20 protein-coding genes are annotated in these 22,042 nt (G+C 69.5%); 10 read left to right on the top strand and 10 right to left on the bottom strand.

Annotated features, from left to right (window positions below):
- Nucleotides 1-201: 201 nt before the first annotated feature.
- The 4 genes from gatB to ACFXN1_RS10065 are packed head-to-tail and all read right to left on the bottom strand — an operon-like array spanning nt 202 to nt 5,407.
- Nucleotides 202-1,716 carry an Asp-tRNA(Asn)/Glu-tRNA(Gln) amidotransferase subunit GatB gene (gatB, locus tag ACFXN1_RS10080; protein ID WP_379437803.1) on the bottom strand — a complete coding sequence of 505 codons (1,515 nt, stop codon included), beginning with the start codon at nt 1,714-1,716 and terminating at the stop codon, nt 202-204.
- A gap of 25 nt (nt 1,717-1,741) precedes the next feature.
- Entirely contained in the window at nt 1,742-4,237 is a 2,496-nt protein-coding gene (locus tag ACFXN1_RS10075; protein ID WP_379437801.1) for an FtsX-like permease family protein, read from the bottom strand.
- Nucleotides 4,234-5,019, bottom strand: coding sequence for an ABC transporter ATP-binding protein (locus tag ACFXN1_RS10070; RefSeq protein WP_379437799.1), 786 nt, complete (start codon nt 5,017-5,019; stop codon nt 4,234-4,236). Before ACFXN1_RS10070 ends, ACFXN1_RS10075 begins: the two co-directional genes overlap by 4 nt.
- A gap of 40 nt (nt 5,020-5,059) precedes the next feature.
- On the bottom strand, nt 5,060-5,407 hold the full coding sequence (locus ACFXN1_RS10065; protein ID WP_379437798.1) for a hypothetical protein: 348 nt from the start codon (nt 5,405-5,407) through the stop codon (nt 5,060-5,062).
- Nucleotides 5,408-5,613: 206 nt separating this feature from the next.
- Here ACFXN1_RS10065 and ACFXN1_RS10060 point away from each other — a divergent pair, with 206 nt between their 5' ends.
- The 6 genes from ACFXN1_RS10060 to ACFXN1_RS10035 all read left to right on the top strand — a co-directional run bounded on the left by ACFXN1_RS10060 (nt 5,614) and on the right by ACFXN1_RS10035 (nt 12,727).
- Nucleotides 5,614-6,948, top strand: coding sequence for a sensor histidine kinase (locus ACFXN1_RS10060; protein ID WP_379437796.1), 1,335 nt, complete (start codon nt 5,614-5,616; stop codon nt 6,946-6,948).
- Between the two features lie 29 nt (nt 6,949-6,977).
- Nucleotides 6,978-7,631, top strand: coding sequence for a response regulator transcription factor (locus ACFXN1_RS10055; RefSeq protein ID WP_354835362.1), 654 nt, complete (start codon nt 6,978-6,980; stop codon nt 7,629-7,631).
- Nucleotides 7,632-7,688: 57 nt separating this feature from the next.
- Nucleotides 7,689-9,533 carry a protein kinase gene (locus tag ACFXN1_RS10050; RefSeq protein WP_379437794.1) on the top strand — a complete coding sequence of 615 codons (1,845 nt, stop codon included), beginning with the start codon at nt 7,689-7,691 and terminating at the stop codon, nt 9,531-9,533.
- Nucleotides 9,534-9,696: 163 nt separating this feature from the next.
- A complete protein-coding gene (locus tag ACFXN1_RS10045) occupies nt 9,697-10,476 on the top strand; it encodes a hypothetical protein (RefSeq protein WP_379437793.1) in 780 nt (259 codons plus the stop codon).
- A gap of 315 nt (nt 10,477-10,791) precedes the next feature.
- Nucleotides 10,792-11,625, top strand: coding sequence for a hypothetical protein (locus tag ACFXN1_RS10040; RefSeq protein WP_379463540.1), 834 nt, complete (start codon nt 10,792-10,794; stop codon nt 11,623-11,625).
- 70 nt (nt 11,626-11,695) lie between these two features.
- Nucleotides 11,696-12,727, top strand: coding sequence for an ATP-dependent 6-phosphofructokinase (locus ACFXN1_RS10035; RefSeq protein WP_379382137.1), 1,032 nt, complete (start codon nt 11,696-11,698; stop codon nt 12,725-12,727).
- 212 nt (nt 12,728-12,939) lie between these two features.
- Here the strand turns inward: ACFXN1_RS10035 and ACFXN1_RS10030 are convergent, their stop codons facing one another.
- Entirely contained in the window at nt 12,940-13,518 is a 579-nt protein-coding gene (locus ACFXN1_RS10030; protein ID WP_379437790.1) for a CGNR zinc finger domain-containing protein, read from the bottom strand.
- Between the two features lie 87 nt (nt 13,519-13,605).
- Here ACFXN1_RS10030 and ACFXN1_RS10025 point away from each other — a divergent pair, with 87 nt between their 5' ends.
- Both ACFXN1_RS10025 and ACFXN1_RS10020 read left to right on the top strand, forming a co-directional pair.
- Nucleotides 13,606-14,100, top strand: coding sequence for a carboxymuconolactone decarboxylase family protein (locus tag ACFXN1_RS10025; RefSeq protein ID WP_379402420.1), 495 nt, complete (start codon nt 13,606-13,608; stop codon nt 14,098-14,100).
- Nucleotides 14,101-14,166: 66 nt separating this feature from the next.
- Entirely contained in the window at nt 14,167-14,391 is a 225-nt protein-coding gene (locus ACFXN1_RS10020; RefSeq protein ID WP_379437788.1) for a hypothetical protein, read from the top strand.
- Nucleotides 14,392-14,428: 37 nt separating this feature from the next.
- Here ACFXN1_RS10020 and ACFXN1_RS10015 read toward each other — a convergent pair whose 3' ends face one another.
- Together ACFXN1_RS10015 and ACFXN1_RS10010 are read right to left on the bottom strand one after the other, a co-directional pair.
- A complete protein-coding gene (locus ACFXN1_RS10015) occupies nt 14,429-14,626 on the bottom strand; it encodes a DUF397 domain-containing protein (RefSeq protein WP_379382144.1) in 198 nt (65 codons plus the stop codon).
- Complete coding sequence (locus ACFXN1_RS10010; protein ID WP_379437787.1) at nt 14,623-15,504, bottom strand: helix-turn-helix domain-containing protein; 882 nt, start codon at nt 15,502-15,504, stop codon at nt 14,623-14,625. The genes ACFXN1_RS10015 and ACFXN1_RS10010 overlap by 4 nt, the downstream gene beginning before the upstream one ends.
- A gap of 329 nt (nt 15,505-15,833) precedes the next feature.
- Here ACFXN1_RS10010 and ACFXN1_RS10005 point away from each other — a divergent pair, with 329 nt between their 5' ends.
- A complete protein-coding gene (locus ACFXN1_RS10005) occupies nt 15,834-16,085 on the top strand; it encodes a hypothetical protein (protein WP_379402416.1) in 252 nt (83 codons plus the stop codon).
- Here the strand turns inward: ACFXN1_RS10005 and ACFXN1_RS10000 are convergent.
- The 3 genes from ACFXN1_RS10000 to ACFXN1_RS09990 all read right to left on the bottom strand — a co-directional run bounded on the left by ACFXN1_RS10000 (nt 16,082) and on the right by ACFXN1_RS09990 (nt 20,653).
- On the bottom strand, nt 16,082-18,574 hold the full coding sequence (locus tag ACFXN1_RS10000) for a protein kinase (RefSeq protein ID WP_379437785.1): 2,493 nt from the start codon (nt 18,572-18,574) through the stop codon (nt 16,082-16,084). The two genes, ACFXN1_RS10005 and ACFXN1_RS10000, sit on opposite strands and share 4 nt — an antisense overlap.
- Before the next feature lie 68 nt (nt 18,575-18,642).
- Nucleotides 18,643-19,302: a response regulator gene (locus ACFXN1_RS09995; protein WP_379402413.1), complete on the bottom strand. Its 660-nt coding sequence runs from the start codon at nt 19,300-19,302 to the stop codon at nt 18,643-18,645.
- A gap of 127 nt (nt 19,303-19,429) precedes the next feature.
- Nucleotides 19,430-20,653, bottom strand: a complete 1,224-nt coding sequence (locus ACFXN1_RS09990) for a sensor histidine kinase (protein WP_379402412.1) — start codon at nt 20,651-20,653, stop codon at nt 19,430-19,432.
- A gap of 167 nt (nt 20,654-20,820) precedes the next feature.
- On the opposite strand from ACFXN1_RS09990, the gene ACFXN1_RS09985 reads away from it, so the two are divergent.
- Nucleotides 20,821-21,717 (top strand): hypothetical protein, encoded by an 897-nt coding sequence (locus ACFXN1_RS09985; RefSeq protein ID WP_379437784.1) that lies wholly within the window; start codon nt 20,821-20,823, stop codon nt 21,715-21,717.
- Nucleotides 21,718-22,042 lie beyond the last annotated feature (325 nt).

Here is a 22,042-nt window from a genome sequence, read left to right as displayed (position 1 = left end):
CCCAACCCTGACAAATCCTCCAACACCAAACCCACCCCCCCCGGTTTGAGACCCCCACATGGTGGGAGGGCCACCCCCCTACCCCCTCAAAGCCCCGGGCCCCCCGCCTGCTCCCCCCCGCCCCGATTCGAGAATGCGGTGGGTGGAGTCAGGACTGTGGCGCACCACATCGGTCGTGCGCCACAGGCTGTTTCGGAGGTGTCAGCCCTCGACTCCGCAGGCCGCGAGGACCAGTTCGCGGACGCGGGCGGCGTCGGCCTGACCGCGGGTGGCCTTCATGACGTCACCGACGACCTTGCCGGCGGCCTGCACCTTGCCGGAGCGGATCTTCTCGGCGATGTCCGGGCTGGCGGCGAGGGCCTTCTCGACCTCGGCCTGCAGCGCGGAGTCGTCGGAGACCATGCCCAGGCCCTTGACCTCGACGATCTGGCCCGGCTCGCCCTCACCGGCGAGGACGAAGTCGACGACCTGCTTGGCGACCTTGTTGTTGATGGTCTTGGCCTCGACCAGCCCGGCCACCTCGGCGACCTGCTTCGGGCTGATGGGCAGGTCCTCGAGCGCGACCTCGCGCTCCTTGGCCTTCTCGGTCAGGTAGGCGACCCACCAGGAACGGGCGGCGTCCACGGAAGAGCCCGCGTCGACGGTCGCGATGATCAGGTCCAGCGCACCGGCATTGACCAGGTCGCGGAACACCTCGGCGGACAGGCCCCAGTCGGACTGGATGCGGGCGCGGCGCAGCCACGGGTACTCCGGGATGGTGCCGCGCAGTTCCTCGACCCAGGCGGCGTCGGGCGCGATGGGCTCGAGGTCCGGCTCCGGGAAGTAGCGGTAGTCCTCGGCGGTCTCCTTGATGCGGCCGGGCGAGGTGGTGCCGTCGGTCTCGTGGAAGTGGCGGGTCTCCATCAGCACCGAGCCGCCGGCGGCCAGCACCGCGCCCTGGCGGCGCATCTCGAAGCGCACCGCGACCTCGACGCTCTTGAGCGAGTTCACGTTCTTGGTCTCGGTGCGGGTGCCGAATTCCTTGGCGCCCTTGGGCATCAGGGAGACGTTGGCGTCGCAGCGCAGCGAGCCCTGCTCCATCTTCACGTCGGAGACGGCCAGGGACTTGAGCACCTCGCGCAGCGCGGTCACGTACGCGCGGGCCACCTCGGGGGCGCGTTCGCCCGCGCCCTCGACGGGCTTGGTGACGATCTCGATGAGCGGCACGCCGGCGCGGTTGTAGTCCAGCAGCGAGTGCGAGGCGCCGTGGATGCGGCCGGTCGCGCCACCGACGTGCAGCGACTTGCCGGTGTCCTCCTCCATGTGGGCCCGCTCGATCTCGACCCGGAAGGTCGACCCGTCATCGAGCACCACATCCAGGTGCCCGTTGGTGGCGATCGGCTCGTCGTACTGGCTGATCTGGTAGTTCTTGGGCTGGTCCGGGTAGAAGTAGTTCTTCCGCGCGAACCGGCCCCACGGGGTGATGGAGCAGTTCAGCGCCAGCCCGATGCGGATCGCGGACTCGACGGCCTTCTCGTTCACCACCGGCAGTGAGCCCGGCAGGCCCAGGCACACGGGGCACACCTGGGTGTTGGGCTCGGCGCCGAATTCGGTCGGGCAGCCGCAGAACATCTTGGTCGCGGTGCCCAGCTCGACGTGTACCTCCATGCCGAGCACCGGTTCGTACCGGTCGATGACATCGGAGTAGTCCATCAAGTCCACGGTCGCTGCGCTCATGCGCTCCATCCTATTTACTCGCCGATCAGTCCACGGCGATGGCCTCCACGATGGGCAGCCGCGCCGCGCGCATGGCGGGCGGGATGGCTCCGAGCAGGGACAGTCCGAGCGCGATCACGGCGTAGGCGACCAGCAGTGGGCTGGGCTGATAGCGGATGTCCATGGCGATGGCGTGCCCGAGCGCGATGGTGGCCAGGTAGTGCACGGCCGAGCCGATCGCCAATCCGAGTGCCGCGCCGGTCACTCCGATGCCGGCGGCCTCGGCGAGCACGGTGCGCAGCAGGAAGCGGCGGCTGGTGCCCATGGCCCGCAGCACCCCGAGTTCACGGCGGCGGTCCAGCACCGACAGCATCAGGGTATTGAGCAGCGCGACCGCCGAGACCACGACCACGATCCAGAGGATGGCCGCGCTGATCGAGGTGCCCTGCCGGACACTGGACGAAATCGCGGTCACCGCATCGCGTCCGGTGCTGACGTGGATATCGGCCGGGACGGCGGCGCGCACGGCCGCCATCACCGCGGCATGATCCACGCCGGGCGCGAAGTCGATGCCGATGATGGTCTCGCCCGGCCGCTGGTACCACTCGCGCATGATGTTCAGGTCGAGCGCCACCACGCCCGCGATGGCGGAGAAGTAGGGCACCACCTTCAGCACCTGCACCCGGTGCTCACCGGTCGGGGTGGGCAGGGTCAGGTCGGACCCCTCGTGCACGCCGAGCGAGCGGGCCACATCCCGGGAGATGACGACGCCCGCGCCGGCGGCCATGCGCGCCTGGTCGGCCTCGCTCACGCTGTCCAGCACCGAGGTCCGGGCCACGCCGCCCTCGAAGGCCTGCAGCATGACGCGGCCGCGGCCCAGGGTCGCGAAAGCCATTTGGGCCGAACCGACTTCGCCGACGCCGGGGATGGCGCTCAGTTTCTGTTTCAGGTCCGACGGCAGCAGCGGGCCGGTGGGGAACTGCTCCATGGCTGTCGGGCTGACGAACACGTCGGTGCGGGCCAGGCCCTCGAAACTGTCGGTCGCGGCGCTGACCATATTGCGGCTGGCATTGCCGATGGCGACGATCGCGGTCACGCCGATCATGACGGTCATGACGGTCGCCCAGACCCGGCGCGGGGCGCGTTCGATGGTGGTCGCGCCCAGGGCGCCGGGCGCGCCGAAGAGCCGGGCCACCGCAGCGACCGCGCGCACGATGGGCTCGGTGGCGGCGAAGCACAGCACGACCGCGCCGGCGATGGACAGCGAGATCGCCCCGATCGAGAGCCGGCCCAGGTCCGCCTCGGCCACGACCACCGCACCCGACACCATGATCAGACCGAGAATCGCGGCGGCCCAGCGGATCACCGGCTTCACGCTGTCGGCCGCGCCGACGCCGACGGGGGCCAGCGCCTCGATCGGCGCGACCTTGTACACCTGCCGCGCGGCGATCGCCGCCGCGGCGACGCTGGCCAGCACGCAGGCCAGAATCGCCACCGGCACCGCGTAACCGGGCACCTCGTACTCGGTGCGCGACTCGACGGAGTTCACGATGGCGGCGGGCAACTGCCGGATCGCGGTGCGGCCCATGAAGATTCCGATGACGGAGCCGCTGATCGCGCCGAACAGGCCGAGGATCGCGGCCTCGGCGAGCAGATCGCGCACCACGGGACCGCGCTTGCCGCCCATGGCCCGCAGCAGCGACAGCGTCGGGCGGCGTTGCGCCACGGCCATGCTCATGGCGTTGTAGATGAGGAACGAGGAAACGATGAGCGCCGAGGCCGAGGAGGCCAGCGTCGAGTAGCGCACCAGCATCACCGCGCCGCCGGCCTGCGCGGTCCGCAGATCCGGATCGGCGACCACGGCCCGGCCGGCGATCGCCTTGGTGAGGTCGGAACGCAATTGGCCCACATCGGTATTCGGTGCGGCGATGATCTGCACCGAGTCCAGCCGGCCTTCCCGGCCGGTGATCTTCTGCGCCACCGGCAGCAGCGCGATCGCGATGTGGCCGCCGTTGATCTTGGCAGCGGTGGAGTCGTCGATGACGCCCGCGACGGTGGCCGTCACGGTGCCGAACTGGAACTTGTCGCCCTCCTGATAGCCCATGGCGGAGCCGACCAGGACACCGTTGCCGACCGTGAGCAGTTTGCTCGCCTGATCGGTCACCGTCCCGCCGAGGTCACTGCCCAGCTGAGCGGCGGAGGGGTCCGCACCGACCAGCAGGGCCCGTTTGTCGTCGGCCCCGATGGACTGCCGCACCATCGGCACCGCCGTGCCGACCCCGGGCACGGACCGGATCTGTTGCAGCAGTTGCTGATCGAAGCCCGCGTCGGTGATGCCGCTGACCTCCAGCACCGCCTTGCCGCCCAGACTGTGGGTGAGCTTGTCCACCGAGCCGGTGATGGAGCCGGAGATGCTGAACACCGAAACCAGCAGTCCCGCGGACACTCCCATCACCACCATGGCCATGGTGGTGCGGCCGCGGTGGGCGAAGAGCTCACCGATATTGAACAGGCGGAGCCGATCCAGCGCGGCGCGGATCATGCGTGCACCGCCCCGGCGTCGTCGGCGGTGACGTCACCGCCGGCGGCGGGCGCCGAACCGTTGCGGCCCGGCTCGGGAACGGTCCGCACCTCGCCGTCATCGCCGCGCTCGACCCGGTCGATGGACCCGATCTGCCCGTCGCGCAGGTTGATCACCCGGTCGCAGTAGCGCACCGCACCCATGTCGTGGGTCACCATGACCACGGAGTTGCCCTCCTCGGTGATGTCGGCGAGCAGCTGCAGGATCGAGGCGCCGGTCTTGGAGTCCAGGTTGCCGGTCGGTTCGTCGGCCAGGATCAGTGGCGGATCCATGATGAGCGCCCGCGCCACCGCGACCCGCTGCATCTGACCGCCGGACAGTTCGGCCGGCCGGTGCTCGGCGCGCTCGCTGAGCCCGACCAGGTCGAGCAACTCCAGCGCGCGCGGCTTGGCCTTGCGCAATCCGGTGCCGTCCAGCAGTTTCGGGATGGCGACATTCTCCCAGGCGGTCAGCGTGGGCAGCAGATTGAAGAACTGGAAGACGAAACCGACGCGGTGCCTGCGGAATTCGGACTGCCGGTCGTCGTCCAGGTCGCCGATCTCCTTGTCCTGGAATCGAATCGACCCGGTGTCCGGAGAGTCGAGTGCGCCGAGCAGGTGCAGCAGTGTGCTCTTGCCCGAACCGGAAGGACCGACGATGGCGGTGAACTCCCCCGCATCGATCCGCAGGCTGATCCCGTCCAGAGCGCGCACGGTCTGCTCGCCCACCCGGTATTCCTTGATGACGTCGGTCAATTCCAGCATTGGTCGTTCCCCTCTGCAGATCAATACCAGCCGGTGTCTATCAGCTGGCCAGCGCTCGCGCACGCGGACGGCCGAAATACAGCCCATCGGTGTCGTAGGTGTCGAGGATCGCGCGCAGGGCCGGCTGTTCGGCGCACAGCTCCGCGTACACCTCGATCGCCAAAACGCCCTTCTCCATTGCGTTTTCCATCTTCACGGTCAAATGGTTCTCCCAGCGATTGCGCAGTGCGAGCAGCACCCCGTCAGGGCCGCCGAACAGGCGCTGCAGCTCCGGGAGATTGTCGAACAGCTTGGGATCAGCAGGATTCAGTTCGAAGTCACTGCGTGCTGCCCGATCGAGAACGATGTGCAGGATGTCGGTACGAGCGTGTAAGTCTGCCCAGGACATGGCGCCAACCTTCCGTTGAATTGGGTTCCAGCGTTGTGTGCACCCGGCTTTGCGGGCGGGCGCGTGTGCCGTTGCCCCAAAACTACGATCGCTCCGATACCCCTGTCTTCGTGCCGCGGACGCGACTTGACCTCCCACTCCGGTAGGAGACGTGCCCCTGCCGCCGGACGATGTACGCGGTCTGCTTCGACGGATAGCCTTGCAGAATGAACGTGACCAGCGCCACCCCCGAGGCGGTCGGGCAGGCGTTGCAGGAGTTACGGGAGTGGCTGCACGAAGCCGGTGTCCGGTCCCGGCGGTTCGTGCGCAACCCGGTCCGCGAATACCGGCGCTGGGTGGAGGAGACCGGTTTCGACTACCCGGTCTCGATGGTCGTGCTGGTGGACGTGATGCTCTACACGTTCAGCACGATCGCCTTCGCCCAGCGGGTGGCAGCGGGCTATTTCCCCGGCCTCCTCGCCCTGGCCGCGCTGCTCATCATCTATCTGACCGGCCCGCCGTGCGTGGTGCTCAACCTCCCGCCCCGCCCGGTCCTGCTCGCCTCGCTGACCATGGCCGGGGTGGCCCTGTTCCTGATGCAGCCGGTGCCACTGGATGTCGCACCGCTCATCCTGATCGTCGTGACCGGCGAGGTCGCGGCCATCACCCGGACGTCCGTGAGCGCGGTCATCGGCCTGGGAATGATGGCGGAGATCATGTTCTTCGGATACGTCGGGCACATCGACGGACTGACCTGGTTCACGCTCGGCATCCTCTTCGGCTGGTTCACCGGGCAGCTGCTGAACTACCAGCGCCGCTACCTGTATCAGGAACGCGACTACCAGGAGGTCCGCGCCCTGCAGGCCGCCGGCGAGGAGCGCCGCCGCATCGCCCGTGAGGTGCACGATGTCATCGCGCACTCACTGAGCGTCACCCTGCTGCACGTGACCGCCGCCCGGCACGCGCTGCAGACCGACCGCGATGTGGACGAGGCGATCGACGCGCTCGCCGACGCCGAGCGGCTGGGCAGGCAGGCCATGGCCGACATCCGCCGGACGGTCGGGCTGTTGGACGGGCACCATGCGCCCCAGACGCCCGAACCCGGCCTCGATGACATCGAGGATCTGGTGTCGGACTTCCTCCGCGCGGGCATGGCGATCGACTTCCGCTCGGAAGGCGATCGCGGGCAGGTTTCGGCCGCCCTGGGGCTGGCGCTGTACCGGATCTGCCAGGAATCGCTCGCCAATATCGCCAAGCACGCCCCCGGCGCACAGGCTCAGGTTCGAATGATGGTCTGCGCCAGACATATCGAAGTCACCATCACGAATACCCTGCCTCCCGGGGCACTGCTGCGGCCCGGTCGCGGCATGGGCATCTCGGGCATGCGCCAGCGCCTGGCCGTCCTCGGCGGCACCCTGACCGCGGGACCCCACGACGACGGCTGGCAGGTGTCCGCCCGGATCCCGACGACCGGGCAGATGCCCTGTATCGCCGCCGCGGAGCAGAACCTGCGCTCCGTACTGCTGTCCATGACCCAGAAGACCCCGCAGGAGGGTGCGTGATCGACCGATCCGACGACGAGCCGATCGGCGTGCTCGTCGTCGACGATCAGGAGCTGGTGCGCGGCGGGCTGCGCCGAATCCTGCGCCGCCGCGACGGTTTCACGGTGAGCGAGTGCGCGGACGGGGACGAGGTGCCCGCGGCCGTCACCGCGCACCGCCCGGACGTGGTGCTGATGGATCTGCGTATGAAGCGGATCGGCGGCATCGAGGCCACCCGGACGCTGCGAACGGTTGTGGACGCGCCGCCGGTGCTGGTGCTCACCACCTTCGACGACGACCAGTTGCTGTCGGGCGCGCTGCGGGCGGGCGCGGCCGGGTTCATCCTCAAGGACTCCCCCGCCGAGGATCTGATCCGCGCGGTGCGGACCGTCGCCACCGGCGGCTCCTGGCTGGACCCGACGGTCACGCCGCGGGTGCTGACCACCTATCGCTCGGCCCGTCCCACGCCGGCACCCGGCGGCGATCGCCTGTCCGAGCTGACCGTTCGCGAGCTCGAGGTGCTCGAACTCATCGGCCGCGGCCGCCTCAATGCTGAGATCGCGCGCACACTCGGTATCTCGGAGGTAACGGTGAAGAGCCACGTAGGACATATCTTCGGGAAGCTCGGGTTACGCGACCGGGCAGCGGCCATCGTCTTTGCGTTTGACCACGGCGTAGTGGCACCGGGAGAATCCACCTCCTAGAGGGGTGGGTCGCGGGTCCTCGTCTGCTTCCCTCCCGAGAGTTGGAGGTTGGACGGGGTGGATGCACCGCCATCGCGGGCCGGAAGCAGGTTCGGGCCGTACGAGTTGCGCTCGCTGCTGGGCAGGGGCGGTATGGGAGAGGTCTACGAGGCCTACGACACCTCCAAGGATCGGGTCGTCGCCCTCAAGCTGCTACCGGAAGAACTTGCGAAAGACCCCTCCTACCAGGAACGTTTCCGCCGGGAGTCGCAGGCGGCGGCACGGCTGGCGGAGCCGCACATCATCCCCATCCACGACTGGGGCGAGATCGACGGTGTGCTCTACATCGATATGCGGCTGGTGCGCGGGCAGGATCTGCGCTCGCTGCTGAACCGGTACGGCGCGCTGCCGCCGCTGCGGGTCATCGGGATCATCGAGCAGATCGCGGCGGCGCTGGACGCCGCGCACTACTCGGGGCTGGTGCACCGGGACGTCAAACCCGCGAACATCCTTGTGACTGATGCAGATTTCGCATATCTCGCGGATTTCGGCATCGCGCGCGCCGAGGGCGATTCCACCATCACCATGACCGGCACGGCCGTGGGCTCCTACGCCTACATGGCCCCCGAGCGCTTCGACGCCGGGCCGGTCTCCGGGCGCGCCGACATCTACTCGCTGGGTTGTGTTCTGCACGAGTGCCTCACCGGCGACAAGCCCTTCCCGGCGCACAACATGAGCGTGCTGATCCGCGCGCACCTGTCGGAGCCGCCACCGCTGACGAGCATGCTGCGCGCCGGGATTCCGCCCGCGCTGGATGCCGTGGTGGCCAAGGCGCTGGCCAAGGATCCGAACGACCGGTTCTACACCGCAGGCGAATTCGCCCGGGCCGCGCGGGCGGCGCTGGCCGGTGGTCAGCCGGTGCCCGCGCCCGCCGGGCAGCCCCGGCCGGGCCGGACCGTGCCGCCGGGTCCGCCGGTCGGCCCGCCACCGACGACCGTGCTGCCGACCGGCGCGCCCGCCGGGCCGCCTACCACGGTCATGCCGGGCGGGACGCCCGCCGCGGGCCGGAATGCGGATCCCACTGTGCGGCACTCCGATCCCGCTGTGCGGCACCCTGATCCCACTGTGCGGCAACCCGGTTCCGGGCTCGGGCTGAACACCGGGGCGATCCCGGCCTACATCACCGGATCCTTCCCGGCCGCCGAGGAACCTTCGCCCACAGGGGATCTGCCGGTCATCCTGCCGTCGGATCCGACCCGGGTGCGGGTCAGCGATTTCCACTACACGCCGCTGCCGGCCGACGCCCAGCAGCAGGCGATCTGGGGCCACGCCCAGGCGCAGCAGCGGGATTTCCCGTACGCGCCGGCGCCCGATCCCTCGCTGTACCCGACCGCGGATCACCCCATCGTCCAGCCGCCGCCCCGCGAGCCCGGAAAACGGCGCAAGGGCAAGTCGATCGCGGCGCCGCTGTCGATCGGCGTGCTGGTGGTCGCGGTGGCCGCCGTTGCCGGTGCGGTGGGCTGGCAAGTCCTGGACCGGTCCGGCAACGAAGCACCGATAACGACGGCAGCACAGGGTGTTCCGGGCACCACCGTCCCGCACTCGCAGCAGGCGGGCCCGGCGGCGACGACCCCGGCTCCCACCACTGTGCAACTGCCGGCGGGAGCGACGTCGTGTCCACCGGTGTATGCGGCGCTCGGCGGTTACGCCAGTTCCGCGATCGGAAACACGGTCACGACCTGCCCTTTCGCGGAGGAGGTTCGCCGAGCCTATGCCGACGCGGCTTCTGGTCGGCAGGCTTCGGCAGTTAGTGTGGTGGCAGTGAGCCCGGTGACCGGCCGGTCTTACACGATGAACTGCACGGCCGCAGGCAAATTGGTGACCTGCGTCGGTGGTGAGAACGCGGTGGTGTATGTCTACTGATCCAATTCCGGCCTGTCGCAAGGGGTTTGTGCGCGGGCTGGCGCTGGCGGCTGTCCTGGCCGTTTCCGCTTGTGGCCCGAATCTCGGTGCTGTACAGCGTCATTCGGCGCAGTCGGATGAGATCAAACCGGTCGGCGACAGTTCTGCGCTACCGGTCCCGAGCATGATCGGACCGGATTTGCCGGAGCTGTTCGGGCTGCCGAAATCCGTTGCCTTCGCAGCGGATTTCAACGATCTGAAGGCCACCCTGGACGGCCGGGTCGGCGTGGCGGTCATGCCTGTCGGCGGCGGCGACATGACCCAGCTGGGCGAGTGGAGCACCGGCATCGCCTGGTCCACCATCAAGGTGCCGCTGGCGCTCGCCGCGCTGCGCCACGATCCGGTGGGCATGCGCTCCACCGCCGAGGCCGCCATTACCTTCTCCGACAACGATGCGGCACAGACGCTCTGGAACTCGCTGGGCACCGGCAGCGAGGCCGCCGACGCGGTCGAGGCGGTGCTGCGCGAGGCCGGCGACGCCACCACCGATGTCGCCGCGCGCCACACCAGGCTGGCCGCGCTGGAGTCCGACGATCTGCTCGCCTTCGGCGCCACCGACTGGTCGCTGGCCGATCAGGTGCACTTCGCCTCCCGGCTGCCCTGCCTGCCGCGCGCCAATTCCGTGGTCTCGCTCATGAGTGAGATCACCCCCAGCCAGAGCTGGGGCCTGGGCCGGCTCATCGGCGCGGAGTTCAAGGGCGGCTGGGGTCCCGACGACGACACCGGCAAGTACACCGTCCGCCAGTTCGGGCTGGTCCCGACGCTGAACGGACCGGTGGCGGTGGCGCTGGCGGCCGAGCCCACCTCGGGCAGTTTCGACGACGCCACGGACATGATGGACAAGCTCGCGCTGCTGGTCGGCGACCATCTGCCCGACCTGCACGGCGGACTCTGCTCGCACTAACACATTCAGTGCGTATTCGTTTCAAAATGCCCAGCGTGCACCCCCAATCGGGCGTGAGCCGGTGAAAAACGTCCATACCCACCGGGTTTGACCGCCAGTGTCCCGACCCACAACAATCCTTGCGATTGACGGGTCCGGGTGCGTCCGCTAGGAACAGGGAACGCACCGGACACCCGGGCAGATGGAGGTTACGGGGTGCAGGCACCGTATTCGCGGAACGCTGACCAGCGCGACGCACTGGACAGCACACGCGATGCGGGGTACGGATCCCGTTGGCGCGGACGACGGCTCGCGTGGGGATGCGGAGCGCTGGCCGTGCTGGTCGGAGCGCTGACCGCGTGCAGCAGCAAGCCGGTGCTGGTTCCGGACAAGACCACCGTGGCCGCGGCGGCGCCCAGCGCCGCCGGCTCCACCACCGTCCTGGCGCTGCCGGGCTCGTTGGCCTGGGATTTCACCAACGACCTGAAGCCGTCGCTGGCCGGTAAGGTCGGGCTGGCCGTGATGCCGGTGGGCACCGATCGGGTGCTGGCCCTGGGCGATTGGAGCTCCGGGCCCGGCTGGTCGACCATGAAGGTCCCGCTGACCCTGGCGGCACTGCGCAAGAGTTCGGGCAATCAGGTGGCGGCGGTCAATGCCATCGAATACTCCGACAACTCCGCGGCCGACACCCTCTGGCAGTCGCTGGGAACCCCCGAGGCCGCGGCCCAGACCGTCCAGGACGTGCTACGCGAGGGCGGCGACACCGAGACCACGGTGCCCGCCACCCGCGCCCGGGCCGACTACTCCGCCTTCGGCCAGGCCGAATGGTCGCTGGCGAATCAGCTGAAATTCGCCGCCAAACTCCCCTGCCTGGCGCAATCCGACGACGTCACCTCGCTGATGGGCAAGATCAGCTCCACTCAGCGCTGGGGGCTGGGCAATCTGGACGGCGCCATCTTCAAGGGCGGCTGGGGACCCGATCCCAGCGGCAACTACCTGGTCCGGCAATTCGGACTGATCCCCGTGGACGGCGGCCAGATCGCCATCGCGGTTGCTACCCAGCCCAATTCCGGCTCCTTCGACGACGGCACCGCCATCCTCACCAAGATCGCCACCCTGATCGGTAAGCACCTCGACGAACTCAAGGGTGGTACCTGCACCGCCGGCTAGCGAAAACCGTAACCCGCGGTTCACGGGGGCGGGGATCACAGGCGGCCGATCTCAGGGCAAGATGGGGATCATGCGCATCGGAGTCTTGACCGGAGGCGGAGACTGCCCAGGCCTGAATGCCGTGATCCGTGCTGTCGTTCGTACCGCGAACGGCCGCTGGGGGGATGCGATCGTCGGCTTCCAGGACGGCTGGCGCGGCCTACTCGAGGATCGCAAGATCCAGATCCTCAACAATGACCGCACCGATCGGCTGCTCACCAAGGGCGGCACCATTCTGGGCACCGCGCGCACCAATCCGGACGTGCTGCGCGCCGGACTCCCCCGCATCAAGCAGACCCTCGACGACAACGGGATCGACGCGCTCATCCCGATCGGCGGCGAGGGCACGCTGACCGCCGCCTCCTGGCTGGCCGACGAGGGCGTGCCCGTGGTGGGCGTCCCCAAGACCATCGACAACGACATCGACTGCACCGACACCACCTTCGGCCACGACACCGCCGTCTCCATCGCCACCGAGGCCATCGACCGGATCCACACCACCGCCGAATCCCACCAGCGCGTCATGCTGGTCGAGGTGATGGGGCGGCACGCGGGCTGGATCGCCATCAACTCCGGTATCGCCTCCGGCGCGCACCTGACGCTGGTGCCCGAGGTGCCGTTCGACGTGGACGAGGTCTGCGCGATGGTGAAACGCCGCTTCCAGCGCGGGGATTCGCACTTCATCTGCGTGGTGGCCGAGGGCGCGCACCCCGACCCCACGTCCATGACCCTGCGCGACGGCGGCATCGACGAATTCGGGCATGTGCGGTTCACCGGCGTGGCGCAGCAGCTGGCGCCGGAGATCGAGCGGCGCATCGGCAAGGAGGTCCGGGTGACGGTGCTCGGGCACGTGCAGCGCGGCGGCACCCCGACCGCGTACGACCGCGTGCTGGCAACGCGTTTCGGCGTGCACGCCGCGGAAGCCGTGCACGCCGGGCAATTCGGGCAGATGGTGGCGCTGCGCGGCACCGAGGTGGAACTGGTGCCGCTGTCGGAGGCCACCAAGCAGCTCAAGCTGGTGCCGCAGGATCGGTACCGGGAGGCGGCCGCCTTCTTCGGCTGAGCCGGCTCGCTCCGAGTCGAAACACACTGCGGCATACGGCCCTCGCACCTGTCGGCGCGAGGGCCGTTTCGCGTTGCGGAGGCGTATCGACCGTGGCCCCGGACTCACTCGCGGCACTCGAATCGGTAGCAGCATCGGGCTCGGTCGCGGCGCTCGGCTCAGTCGCGCCACGCGGATCGGTAGCGGCGCCGGACAGCGTCGCGGCGCTGAACTCAGTCGCGGTGCTGGGCGTAGTGGCGGGCGGCGCGGGCGCGGTTGCCGCATGCGACCGAGCACCACTCCTGGCGCGGATGCGATTTCAGAAAATAGCGCACGCAGCGCGGGGCCGGGCAGACGCGGATCTGGGCGGCCTGGGTGCCGGAGAAGAACTCGATGGTGGCGTCGGCCAGTCCGGCCATGACGGTGGCCAGGTCGTCCGAGGTCAGCAGCCGGTGCTCGGTGCGCGGACCGGTGTCGTCCCACGTCAGCAGCCGTAGCGCGGGGGCGGCCGCGCGATTGACGGCGGCCAGTGCGTCCGGGAAGGCCGGCAGCACCGCGGCGTCGGCGGAGCTGGGCGGCTGGGGCGCAACGTATTCCGCGAACAGCGCGCGCACGTTCTGCCGCAGGTCCACCAGGGCGGCGCGCTCGTCCTCGGTGGGCAGGTACGCCTCGAGGTCCAGGTACACACCGACATTCGCGGCATTGGCGACCAGCCACTCACGGGTGGATTCGGGGGTACCGAAGGCGTCCGTGAGGCCACGGCTGGTAGCGCGGATGGTGTTCGCCAAACGGAGTGCCAAGGGATCGACCATGCCCACATTCTAACGGGTATTGCGCTTTCGTTCCATGATGTTCTAACGTGTGAAAGCACGATCTTCCGTTAGAAAGATGAGGACGCCATGATCACCCCGATCGACAACGCACCCCTGCTGGACGAGGTCAAGAAGCGGATGGGCCGGGTGCCGAACATGACCAAGGTGATGGCCAACGCGCCCGTGGTACTGGAGGGTTACCTCGGGCTGTCCGGCGCATTGAAGAAGGGCACGCTGCCGGCCCCGACCTCCGAGCGCATCGCGCTCACCGTCGGCGCGGCCAATGACTGCGGCTACTGCGTAGCGGCGCACACCTTCACCGGCAAGCGGGTCGCCAAGCTGAGCGACGCCGAGGTGGAGGCGGCCAAGAGCGGCACCTCCGCGGACCCGAAAGAGGCTGCGGCCGTTGCCTTCGCCCGTGAACTGACCGAGAGCCGGGGTAAGGCCGATCCGGCCGCCGCACTGGCCGCGGGGTGGACGCAGGAGCAGGTGCTCGAAATCGTCGCCCTGGTCGCCCTGCAGACCCTGACCAACTACGTCAACAAGGTCGGCGAGACCGAAAACGACTGGCCCGCCGCCTAATCTGTCCCATTCCTGGCGCGATCGGCCCCCTCGGGGACCCCGCCCGAATCCTTAAGGTCGGAAATCATGAACGCCGTCAAGAACACCAGCCTCGTCGACGCGCAGGTGCTGCGCACCCTGCTCCACAACGGCATCGTCATCCGCGCGGTGGCGCTGGCCGTCGCCACCATCGTGCTGCTCGTCATCCACCACCCGACCTGGGTGCCCTACTCGGTGAGCGCCTACGCCATCTGGAACGCGGCCGCGATCACCCTCAACTCCGCCCGTGCCGCCACCGCCCGCACGGCCTGATTCCCGGTGCCGCCACCGGAATTACGCCGGGCCGAATTCAGTCGTCGAACCGCCCGGCGGCCAGGGCGGCGGTGAATCGATCCCAGTCCGCCGGCGGGAAGATCAAGGCCGGACCGCTGGGGTTCTTACTGTCCCGGACTCCGACGCCACCGGAGAGGAAGGCGACTTCCACGCATTCCTTCGCACCGGTGCTGCGGGCGCTCTTGAACCACCGGACACCGGGTTCGACGCTCACGTCGCATACTCCTTCGCTGCCCTCCGCAGGAGGTCTCTGCTGGTCGTCTCGTCCAGCGCGGCGCGCTGGATCGCTTGGTATGCCTCGCGGTATCGGTCGACCGCGGCCTGCTTCTCCAGGTAGAGGTCGCCGAGGAAGTTCTCCAGGTAGACGACCGTGGGTTCGACAGGCCGGTTGCCCGCGTCCCGGCCGAAATCCAGGATCACGAACGGGCCGACGGTGTGGCCGATCGGTACGCCCGCCGAGAAGGGTAGTACACGAACAGCGATCGTCGGCAGCGTCGACATGTCCGCGATGCGTCGCAGCTGCGCGGCCATTACGTGCGGGCCGCCGACAACGCGACGTAATGCGGTTTCGTGCACCACGACATCGAAGGAGGCCGGACTTCGCTTGCGCGTCAAGAGGCTTTGACGACGGGTCTTCAACTGCACGCGGCGGTCCAGTTCGTCGTGCGCAGCATCCGGCCAGTAATCATTGATCAGAACCCGTGCGTACTCGGCGGTCTGGAACAGTCCCGGGATGATCTCCGGCTGATAGGAGATGAGGGCGCGGGCCGAAGCCTCCAGGCCCACATACATATTGAAGCCCTCGGGAATCAGATCGTCGTATTCGTGCCACCAGGACTTGACGCTGGCCTGTTGCGCGAGGCCGGTGAGCGCGGAGCTGAACTCGTCGTCGAAGTCGTAGATTCGGCACAATTCCCGGACATCGAGGACTCGGATCTTCTCGGCATTACCGGTTTCCAGCCGCTGCAGCTTCGATTCGCTCCACTCCATCAGCGCCGCCGCCTCGGCGATCGTCATATTGCACTGCATCCGGCCTTCCCGCAGGTATCGCCCCAGTTGACGACGCGGCAGAGTCGAACCATGCTCCGACATCGAATCCTCCCCCACGAAGGCGGTTTTCGGTCACTGCGAATGATGCTCCCACGCGATACGAATGCTGACCTGGCGCTTTCGGAAAGTTTCCCACCGCGCCAGGGCTGCGATTGTCGGTTCGCCGAAACGGTGCTGGACTGGAGTCGCGCCCGGTGAGAACCGGAGCCCTGATATCTCTGGACCCACTCGTCCCCGAGCCGGGCGCACCCAATCCCTCCCCCACCGCTCCGCGGTCGCTCGGTATGACCGGGCGTGACAAGGGATCCGAATGCGGTGTGGGGCCTGTTGAATCTCGATAGTCTTGACGAGGCCCGGCGCGGATGCGCCGCATGCCGAGCACCAGCGCCGGACCGCGAATTGTCCAGCCCCCTGCGCTGCCCCCGGTGGACACCATGATGTATCTGTTCGACTGCACGATGGACCCCGGCGACCTGGCCCTGACCCAGGCCCATCAAGCCATGCAGATCCACAAGTTCTGCACCGTGGACAACTGCCTGGTCCGCCGCCGCGCCCGCCAAATCCTGATCGACCAGGGCCAAATGGTCCTAGGCCCCCGAGCCAACCCGTACCCCGGCGCCTAGCCCGACACCACCAGCACCGCGACAACCACCAACAGCACGAGCGCCACCACCGCCAGCCCCAGCACCACCACCGCGGTGAGCTGCGACGCCTCGGCCCGCTGCGACGTCGGAATCAGCCCGGGCTGCACCGGATTCCCCCCGAACGCAGGCCCACCGTACCCGGGCCCACCCGGCACCCCACTCCCGTAACCCCCATACCCGGGCATCCCAGCAGCGGGACCAGCACCCGTCATTCCGGCCATTCCACCCGAAACTGGCTCGGATACAGCGAAACCCGATGCCTCCCCCTCGGCCGCCACCCCGCCGACGGTCCCGGACCCGCCTACACTGTCCGTCCAGCCGACGCCATCCGTCGAATCGGGCACGAACGCCCCCGAATCCGGATGCCGCACCACACCACCCGATTCCTCGTCGGCGCCACCGGAATCCGCCGTACCAGCAGCGACGCCGGACGGCCCGCCGGACTCCGCACCGCGAACCGGCTCACTCGCCGACATCTCCGCAACCCCGGCCGCCGCACCCGCCTCGTCCGACTCCCCGTCCCCCGCAACCGCTGTCGTCTCAGCCGCGGCCGCAGCCTCGGGCACCGGCGCCACGACAACCGGCTGTGCCAGCACCGTCACCGGCTCGGCAACGATCTCCTCGAAGCCGGGCGCCCCGGCGGTCCCTCCGAGACCCCGCTCCCCCGAATCCGATTCGCCCGTTCCGTCGGCAACCGGCGGCTCCGATACGCAGCCTGCCGCCGAATCGGACGAATCCTCGTCCGCCGCTGCGGATCCCGCTCGCTCCGGCCGGTCGGTACCCGACACCGCCAGCCCGGCCGCACCCCCGGTCGAGAGCTCCTCGGACTGCCCCGTCGAAACCACCGGCTGCGGCACGACATCCGTCGGCCGCTGCGACGCATCCTGCGGATCCACATCCGCCGACCGATTCGCCCACCCGGCATCCGCTGGCTCGACATCCGGTACCGCCTGCGGCGCAGGTGATCCCTCAATCGGCGCACCAGGCAGTCCACTACCCGCGACCCTGCCAGTGCCCGCCGTCGATCCGGCCCAAGCCGCCGGCTCTGCCGGAGCCGCAGGCTCGTGCGCGCCGACGGCGGGAGACATCGGCGGCCCTTGCGGCGCCGGATAGCCGGGCACGCCCGCGGACTGGGGTTGCGGCGGTGCTGAGTAACCGGCGGTGGGAGGGCCCTGCGTCGGGGGGTAGGGGCGCGCGGTCGGCCCCGAACCTGCCCGGTCGTTGTCCGCTGGCGGCTGCTGGGAAATCTCGGGCGCGGGGGCCTGCGGTGCCGGCGCGGGGTAGGAGGACTGGTACGGGGGCGGGGGGTAGGCCGGGGCGGCAGCGGGCGCGGGGGCTTGTGGCTGCGGACCCGCCGACGGTGCCGGAGGCGGGTAGCCGGGGGCGCTGACGGGCTGCTGGGAGGCGGGGGGTGCGGACTGTGGTTGCGGCGCAGAGTAATTGGGCGCGGGCGGTTGCTGCGGGGGTGAGGGGTAGGCCGCGGGTTGGGGTGGCAGAGCCGTGGCGGGGTAGGGCTGGGGTGGGGCCGGGTAGGCCTGGCCGGGGTAGGGCTGGGGGGCGTAGTTCGGTTGGGGGGCGGGGGAATTGGGGTAGGCGGGGTGGAGGGGCTGCTGGTGGACGGGGTGCTGGGCCGGGGGGCCGGAGAGGGCGCGGCGGGCGGCCTTGGCGAAATCGGTGCAGGTGGGGAAGCGGTCGGCGGGGCGTTTGGCCATGGCCTTGGTGAGGACGGCGTCCATGGCGGGCGAGAGGCCGGGGCGGCGCAGGGAGACGGGGGGCGGGAGGAGCTGGAGGTGGCCGCGGATGAGTTCGGCGGGGTGGGGCGAGTCGTAGGGGCCGGCGCCGATCAGGAGCCAGTAGAGGGCGCAGGCCAGGGAGTACTGGTCGGTGGTGGGGTCCAGGTGGGCGCCGGTCATCTGCTCGGGCGAGGCGTAGGCGAGGGTGGCGGTGAACATGCCGGCCTGGGTGAGGTGAGTGGAGTCCTCGCGCAGGCGGGCGATGCCGAAGTCGGTGAGGAAGACGCGCTCGCCGTGGCCGGCGACGGCGCGGGCCAGAATGATGTTGGCGGGCTTCACATCCCGGTGGAGCACCCCCATGCCGTGCGCGTAGTCGAGGGCGCTGGCCACTCCTTCGATCACCTGTACGGCCCGCTCGGGCGGCAGCGTGGCGACATTGATGCCGGCGGCGTCCACCCCGTCGACGTACTGCATGGAGATCCACAGCATCTCGTCCTCGGTGCCGCGGTCGTACACCTCGACGATATTGGGGTGGTCCAGCCGCGCGACCAGATCCGCCTCGCGTTCGAACCGGGCGCGAATCTCCCTGTCCGCGTACAGTTCCCGGTTCAGCAGCTTCAGTGCCGTCAACTTGCCCAGGCGGGGATGCCGGGCGAGATAGACCGAGCCCATCCCGCCCTGTCCGAGCAGTCGTTCGATGGTGAACCCGGCGAACACGTCACCGCTATTCAGCACTGGCTACGACCCCCTTCCGGTGACGTACAAGTCCGTGAGCCTACCCGTCGAAACCCTGTCCGGGCAGGTCAGCCCGGGGTCACCAGTCCGGATTCGTAGGCCAGCACCACCGCCTGCGCCCGATCGCGCAGGTTCAGTTTGGTGAAGACCTTCGACACGTGCGTCTTCACCGTTTGTTCTGCGACAAAAAGGCTTTCGGCGATCTCGGCATTGGACATGCCGCGCGCCACCAGCTCCAGCACCTCGCGCTCGCGCGGGGTGAGCACCGACAGCTGCGGCGCGGGGGCGCGCCGGGCCCGGCGACGCGTGACATCGGCGATGAGCCGGCGCGTGACGGTCGGCGCGAGCAGCGCGTCACCGGCGGCCACCACGCGCACCGCGCGCACCAGTTCCTCGGCGGGCGCGTCCTTGAGCAGGAACCCGCTGGCCCCGATGCCCAGGGCCTCGTACACGTAGTCGTCGATATCGAAGGTGGTGAGCATGAGCACCCGCACCGGCGGTTCGAACCCGGCGGAGAGAATCGAGCGGGCGGCGTCGAGCCCGTTCATCTCCGGCATGCGCACATCCATCAGCACCACGTCGGGGCGTAGCCGTTTCGCCTCGGCCACAGCGATTTTCCCGTCCGCCGCGTCCCCGACCACGCTGATGTCGGGCTGCGCCGCGAGCAACGCCCCGAACCCCTGCCGCACCATCGCCTGATCGTCGGCGATCAACACGGTTATCGCCACAGTCCCACCTCACGCACGACACCGAGTTTGCCATGCCCCGACCGGAACGGCCCGCGCGACGACGACTTCGCACCCCCGCCATTGCGCAGGCCCGGCCGGACCCGGCTCGGTGACCCGACCCCCGGACTCAGTGGCCGGAGCCGAGCGCCTCCGCGCTGCCCGCGGCACTCAGCGCGGGCGCCAGCGGCAGCCGGGCCTGCACCTCGAACCCGCCATCCGGCCGGGGCCCGGCGGTGAGCACGCCGCCGACCGCGGCCGCACGGGTCTGCATACCGGCGATACCGCTGCCGGACGTGCCCGAATGATCACCCGGCCGCACCGCGATCGGCCGATCATTGGCGACGGTCAGGGTCAGCTCGCCCGCGCAGGCGAGGTCCACGCGCACCGCCGCCCCGGGCGCGTGCCGGGATGCATTGGCCAGCGACTCCTGCACGATGCGGTAGAGCGCCAGGCCCGTGGTGTCGGGCACGGCGTCGAGGCTGCCGTCGACGGTCCAGGTGAGCGGCACCCCGGCGCGCTGCGCGCCCTCGAGCAGATCCGGGACGTCGGCGGCCGAGGGCTGCGGCGCGTGCTCGGGCAGCTGCCCGTCACTGCGCAGGACGCCCAGCATGCCGCGGATCTCGTTGAGCGCTGCCCGCGCGCCGGCGCCGATGGACTCGAATTCGGCTCGGGCATCGGCCGGCAGCCCGCTGATCCGATACGGCGCGGTCTGCGCCTGCACCACCACCATCGACATGTGGTGCGCCACCACATCGTGCAGGTCGCGGGCGATGCGCGCCTTCTCCTCCAGGATGGCGCGGCGGGCCCGCTCCAGCTCGGTCTCCTCCTCCGACTTGAGCAGCGCCTGCCGCGACAGCACCACCCACCGGATGAGCAGGCCGAACACCACCAGGCCGGTGATGGCCAGCGGCCAGCCGAACCCGGATTCGGCGAAGCTGTCCCCGGTCTGGGCCATGGCGGTGGCGAACAGCAGTGAGGTCGCCACCCACACCACGGCCACGATCCGGATGGGGGCGCGCACGGCCACCGCGAACACCAGGGCGAACAGCACCAGGATGTGCACCACCTGGAACGGGATCGAATTGCCCGGCTGATGCGGCACCGCGAGCGCGATCATCAGCGCCGAACCGGCCGAAACCGCCCATCCCAGTGGCGGATTCACCCGTAGCAGCAGAATCGGGAACGCGGCGAAGCCCGCGATGAACGGCGCGGCCGCCGCCGGAACCTTGTGCGTCAGATGCAGCGTCGGCCAGGCCACCGCGATGAAGACGATCGCGAGCAGGACCGTGAACCCGTCGAACACCTGCCGCGCCCGTGCGACACGGGCCTGCCCAGACATATTTCCGACCATGCCCTCGACGGTAGAGACTCCGCGCCGCGCCCACCTCATACCCCTGAGTGATCTCCCACCCCCTACCCCGGTACGAGACGTCGGCACGCCTCCCCCGCCTCGCCCACCGCGGAACCGCCCCGCAGGCTGAGGCCCCGGTCGGAGCGCGATTCCTAGCGTCGAGACCCATGAGAGCGTTCCCGACTTCCCGCCGGATCTCGACCCGTTCCACCACACCCGTAGCGGCTGCCGGCCGCGCAGCGGACACCACGCGAGAGACCTCGCCCGCCACGACCGCTGACGTACTGGCGGCCGACGACTCGATGAGCACCATGTCCCCTGGCCCTGGCGTGTCAGGCCACGACCGCCGGGCCCGGCAGCGCCGATATGGTGCGCTCGCGGCGGCTGCGGCGGTGATGTGCTCGGCCGGTCTGGCTTTCGCCCCGGGCGCGGGGGCCGTGAACAGCTGGCCGGGCACGCCCGAGAACGCCGCCGCCCGGAGCGGAATCCTGGAATCGGTTGCCGTGCAGCCGGATCCAGCGCTCATCCCCGAGGATTTCGTCACCACGGCCGGATACCGCCCGGTGGTCGAGGCGGGCATGCTCATCAACCCGAACGGTGACTGCTCCTCCCCCGTCCCGCTGCCCGCCGAATTCGATCTGGCCTGCAAATCCCACGATCTCGGCTACGACCTGCTGCGCTACGCGGCCGCGCACGGCCAGACGCTGGGCCCGTGGGCCCGGCAAACCGTGGACGCCGCCCTGGAACGACGCATGCACGCGGCCTGCGACGCCCGCGAGGACCCGGTCTCGCGCGCCCAATGCCAGGTCATGGCCAGCGTGGCCACCACCGCCGTGGACCTGAACTCCATCCGCCAGGACTACGGCAACCCCATCTACGAACCCTTCTTCGAGCACTCCGGCGACGCCCCCTCCCCCGCCACCCTCACCCTCGCGGGCCTCGGACTCGCCGCCGGACTGGCCACGGCGACAACCATTCTCGTGCGACGCACGCGCAACCGCCGGACCACCCTCGCGCATTTGCGCGGTCCCGACGCACTCGATGGCATGGCGGTGGCACTGTGACCCGCCCACCCGAGACCACCGGCGCGCGCGAGGCCGAGCTCTCCCTCCCGTCGGGACACCGGGCCGAACCACCCACTGCGGCAGATCAACTCGGATTCATCCCGACTCATGTGGTGGATGCGGCAATTCCTACTGCCGGCCTCCCATCCCACGGTCAGGAGGGCCGCAGCGGCGGCGTGCGTGCGGAAGTGGTCCCCACGGCGGACGGGGAGCCGACCGGACCTCGGGCAGGAGGCGCCGCTGCCGTGGTCCGGTATGGGCCTCGAATGTGGCTCGGGCGGGCGAAATTCCATGTCCCACGAGTGGGGACCAGTGCCGCGGTGGC

The sequence above is a fragment of the Nocardia sp. NPDC059154 genome (assembly GCF_042755705.1).
In the GTDB taxonomy this organism is placed as follows: domain Bacteria; phylum Actinomycetota; class Actinomycetes; order Mycobacteriales; family Mycobacteriaceae; genus Nocardia.
The sequence above is the reverse complement of the archived record's forward strand: the minus strand, read 5'-3'. Positions and strand labels throughout refer to the sequence as shown.

Coding starts and splice junctions, on each gene's coding strand:
- ACFXN1_RS10025 (WP_379402420.1), top strand. CDS start 13,606: ATGATCACCCCGATCGACAACGCACCCCTGCTGGACGAGGTCAAGAAG.
- ACFXN1_RS10065 (WP_379437798.1), bottom strand. CDS start 5,407: ATGTCCTGGGCAGACTTACACGCTCGTACCGACATCCTGCACATCGTT.
- ACFXN1_RS10020 (WP_379437788.1), top strand. CDS start 14,167: ATGAACGCCGTCAAGAACACCAGCCTCGTCGACGCGCAGGTGCTGCGC.
- ACFXN1_RS10010 (WP_379437787.1), bottom strand. CDS start 15,504: ATGTCGGAGCATGGTTCGACTCTGCCGCGTCGTCAACTGGGGCGATAC.
- ACFXN1_RS10075 (WP_379437801.1), bottom strand. CDS start 4,237: ATGATCCGCGCCGCGCTGGATCGGCTCCGCCTGTTCAATATCGGTGAG.
- ACFXN1_RS10005 (WP_379402416.1), top strand. CDS start 15,834: ATGCCGAGCACCAGCGCCGGACCGCGAATTGTCCAGCCCCCTGCGCTG.
- ACFXN1_RS10070 (WP_379437799.1), bottom strand. CDS start 5,019: ATGCTGGAATTGACCGACGTCATCAAGGAATACCGGGTGGGCGAGCAG.
- ACFXN1_RS10030 (WP_379437790.1), bottom strand. CDS start 13,518: ATGGTCGATCCCTTGGCACTCCGTTTGGCGAACACCATCCGCGCTACC.
- ACFXN1_RS09990 (WP_379402412.1), bottom strand. CDS start 20,653: ATGGTCGGAAATATGTCTGGGCAGGCCCGTGTCGCACGGGCGCGGCAG.
- ACFXN1_RS09985 (WP_379437784.1), top strand. CDS start 20,821: ATGAGAGCGTTCCCGACTTCCCGCCGGATCTCGACCCGTTCCACCACA.
- ACFXN1_RS10035 (WP_379382137.1), top strand. CDS start 11,696: ATGCGCATCGGAGTCTTGACCGGAGGCGGAGACTGCCCAGGCCTGAAT.
- ACFXN1_RS10060 (WP_379437796.1), top strand. CDS start 5,614: ATGAACGTGACCAGCGCCACCCCCGAGGCGGTCGGGCAGGCGTTGCAG.
- ACFXN1_RS10045 (WP_379437793.1), top strand. CDS start 9,697: ATGATCGGACCGGATTTGCCGGAGCTGTTCGGGCTGCCGAAATCCGTT.
- gatB (WP_379437803.1), bottom strand. CDS start 1,716: ATGAGCGCAGCGACCGTGGACTTGATGGACTACTCCGATGTCATCGAC.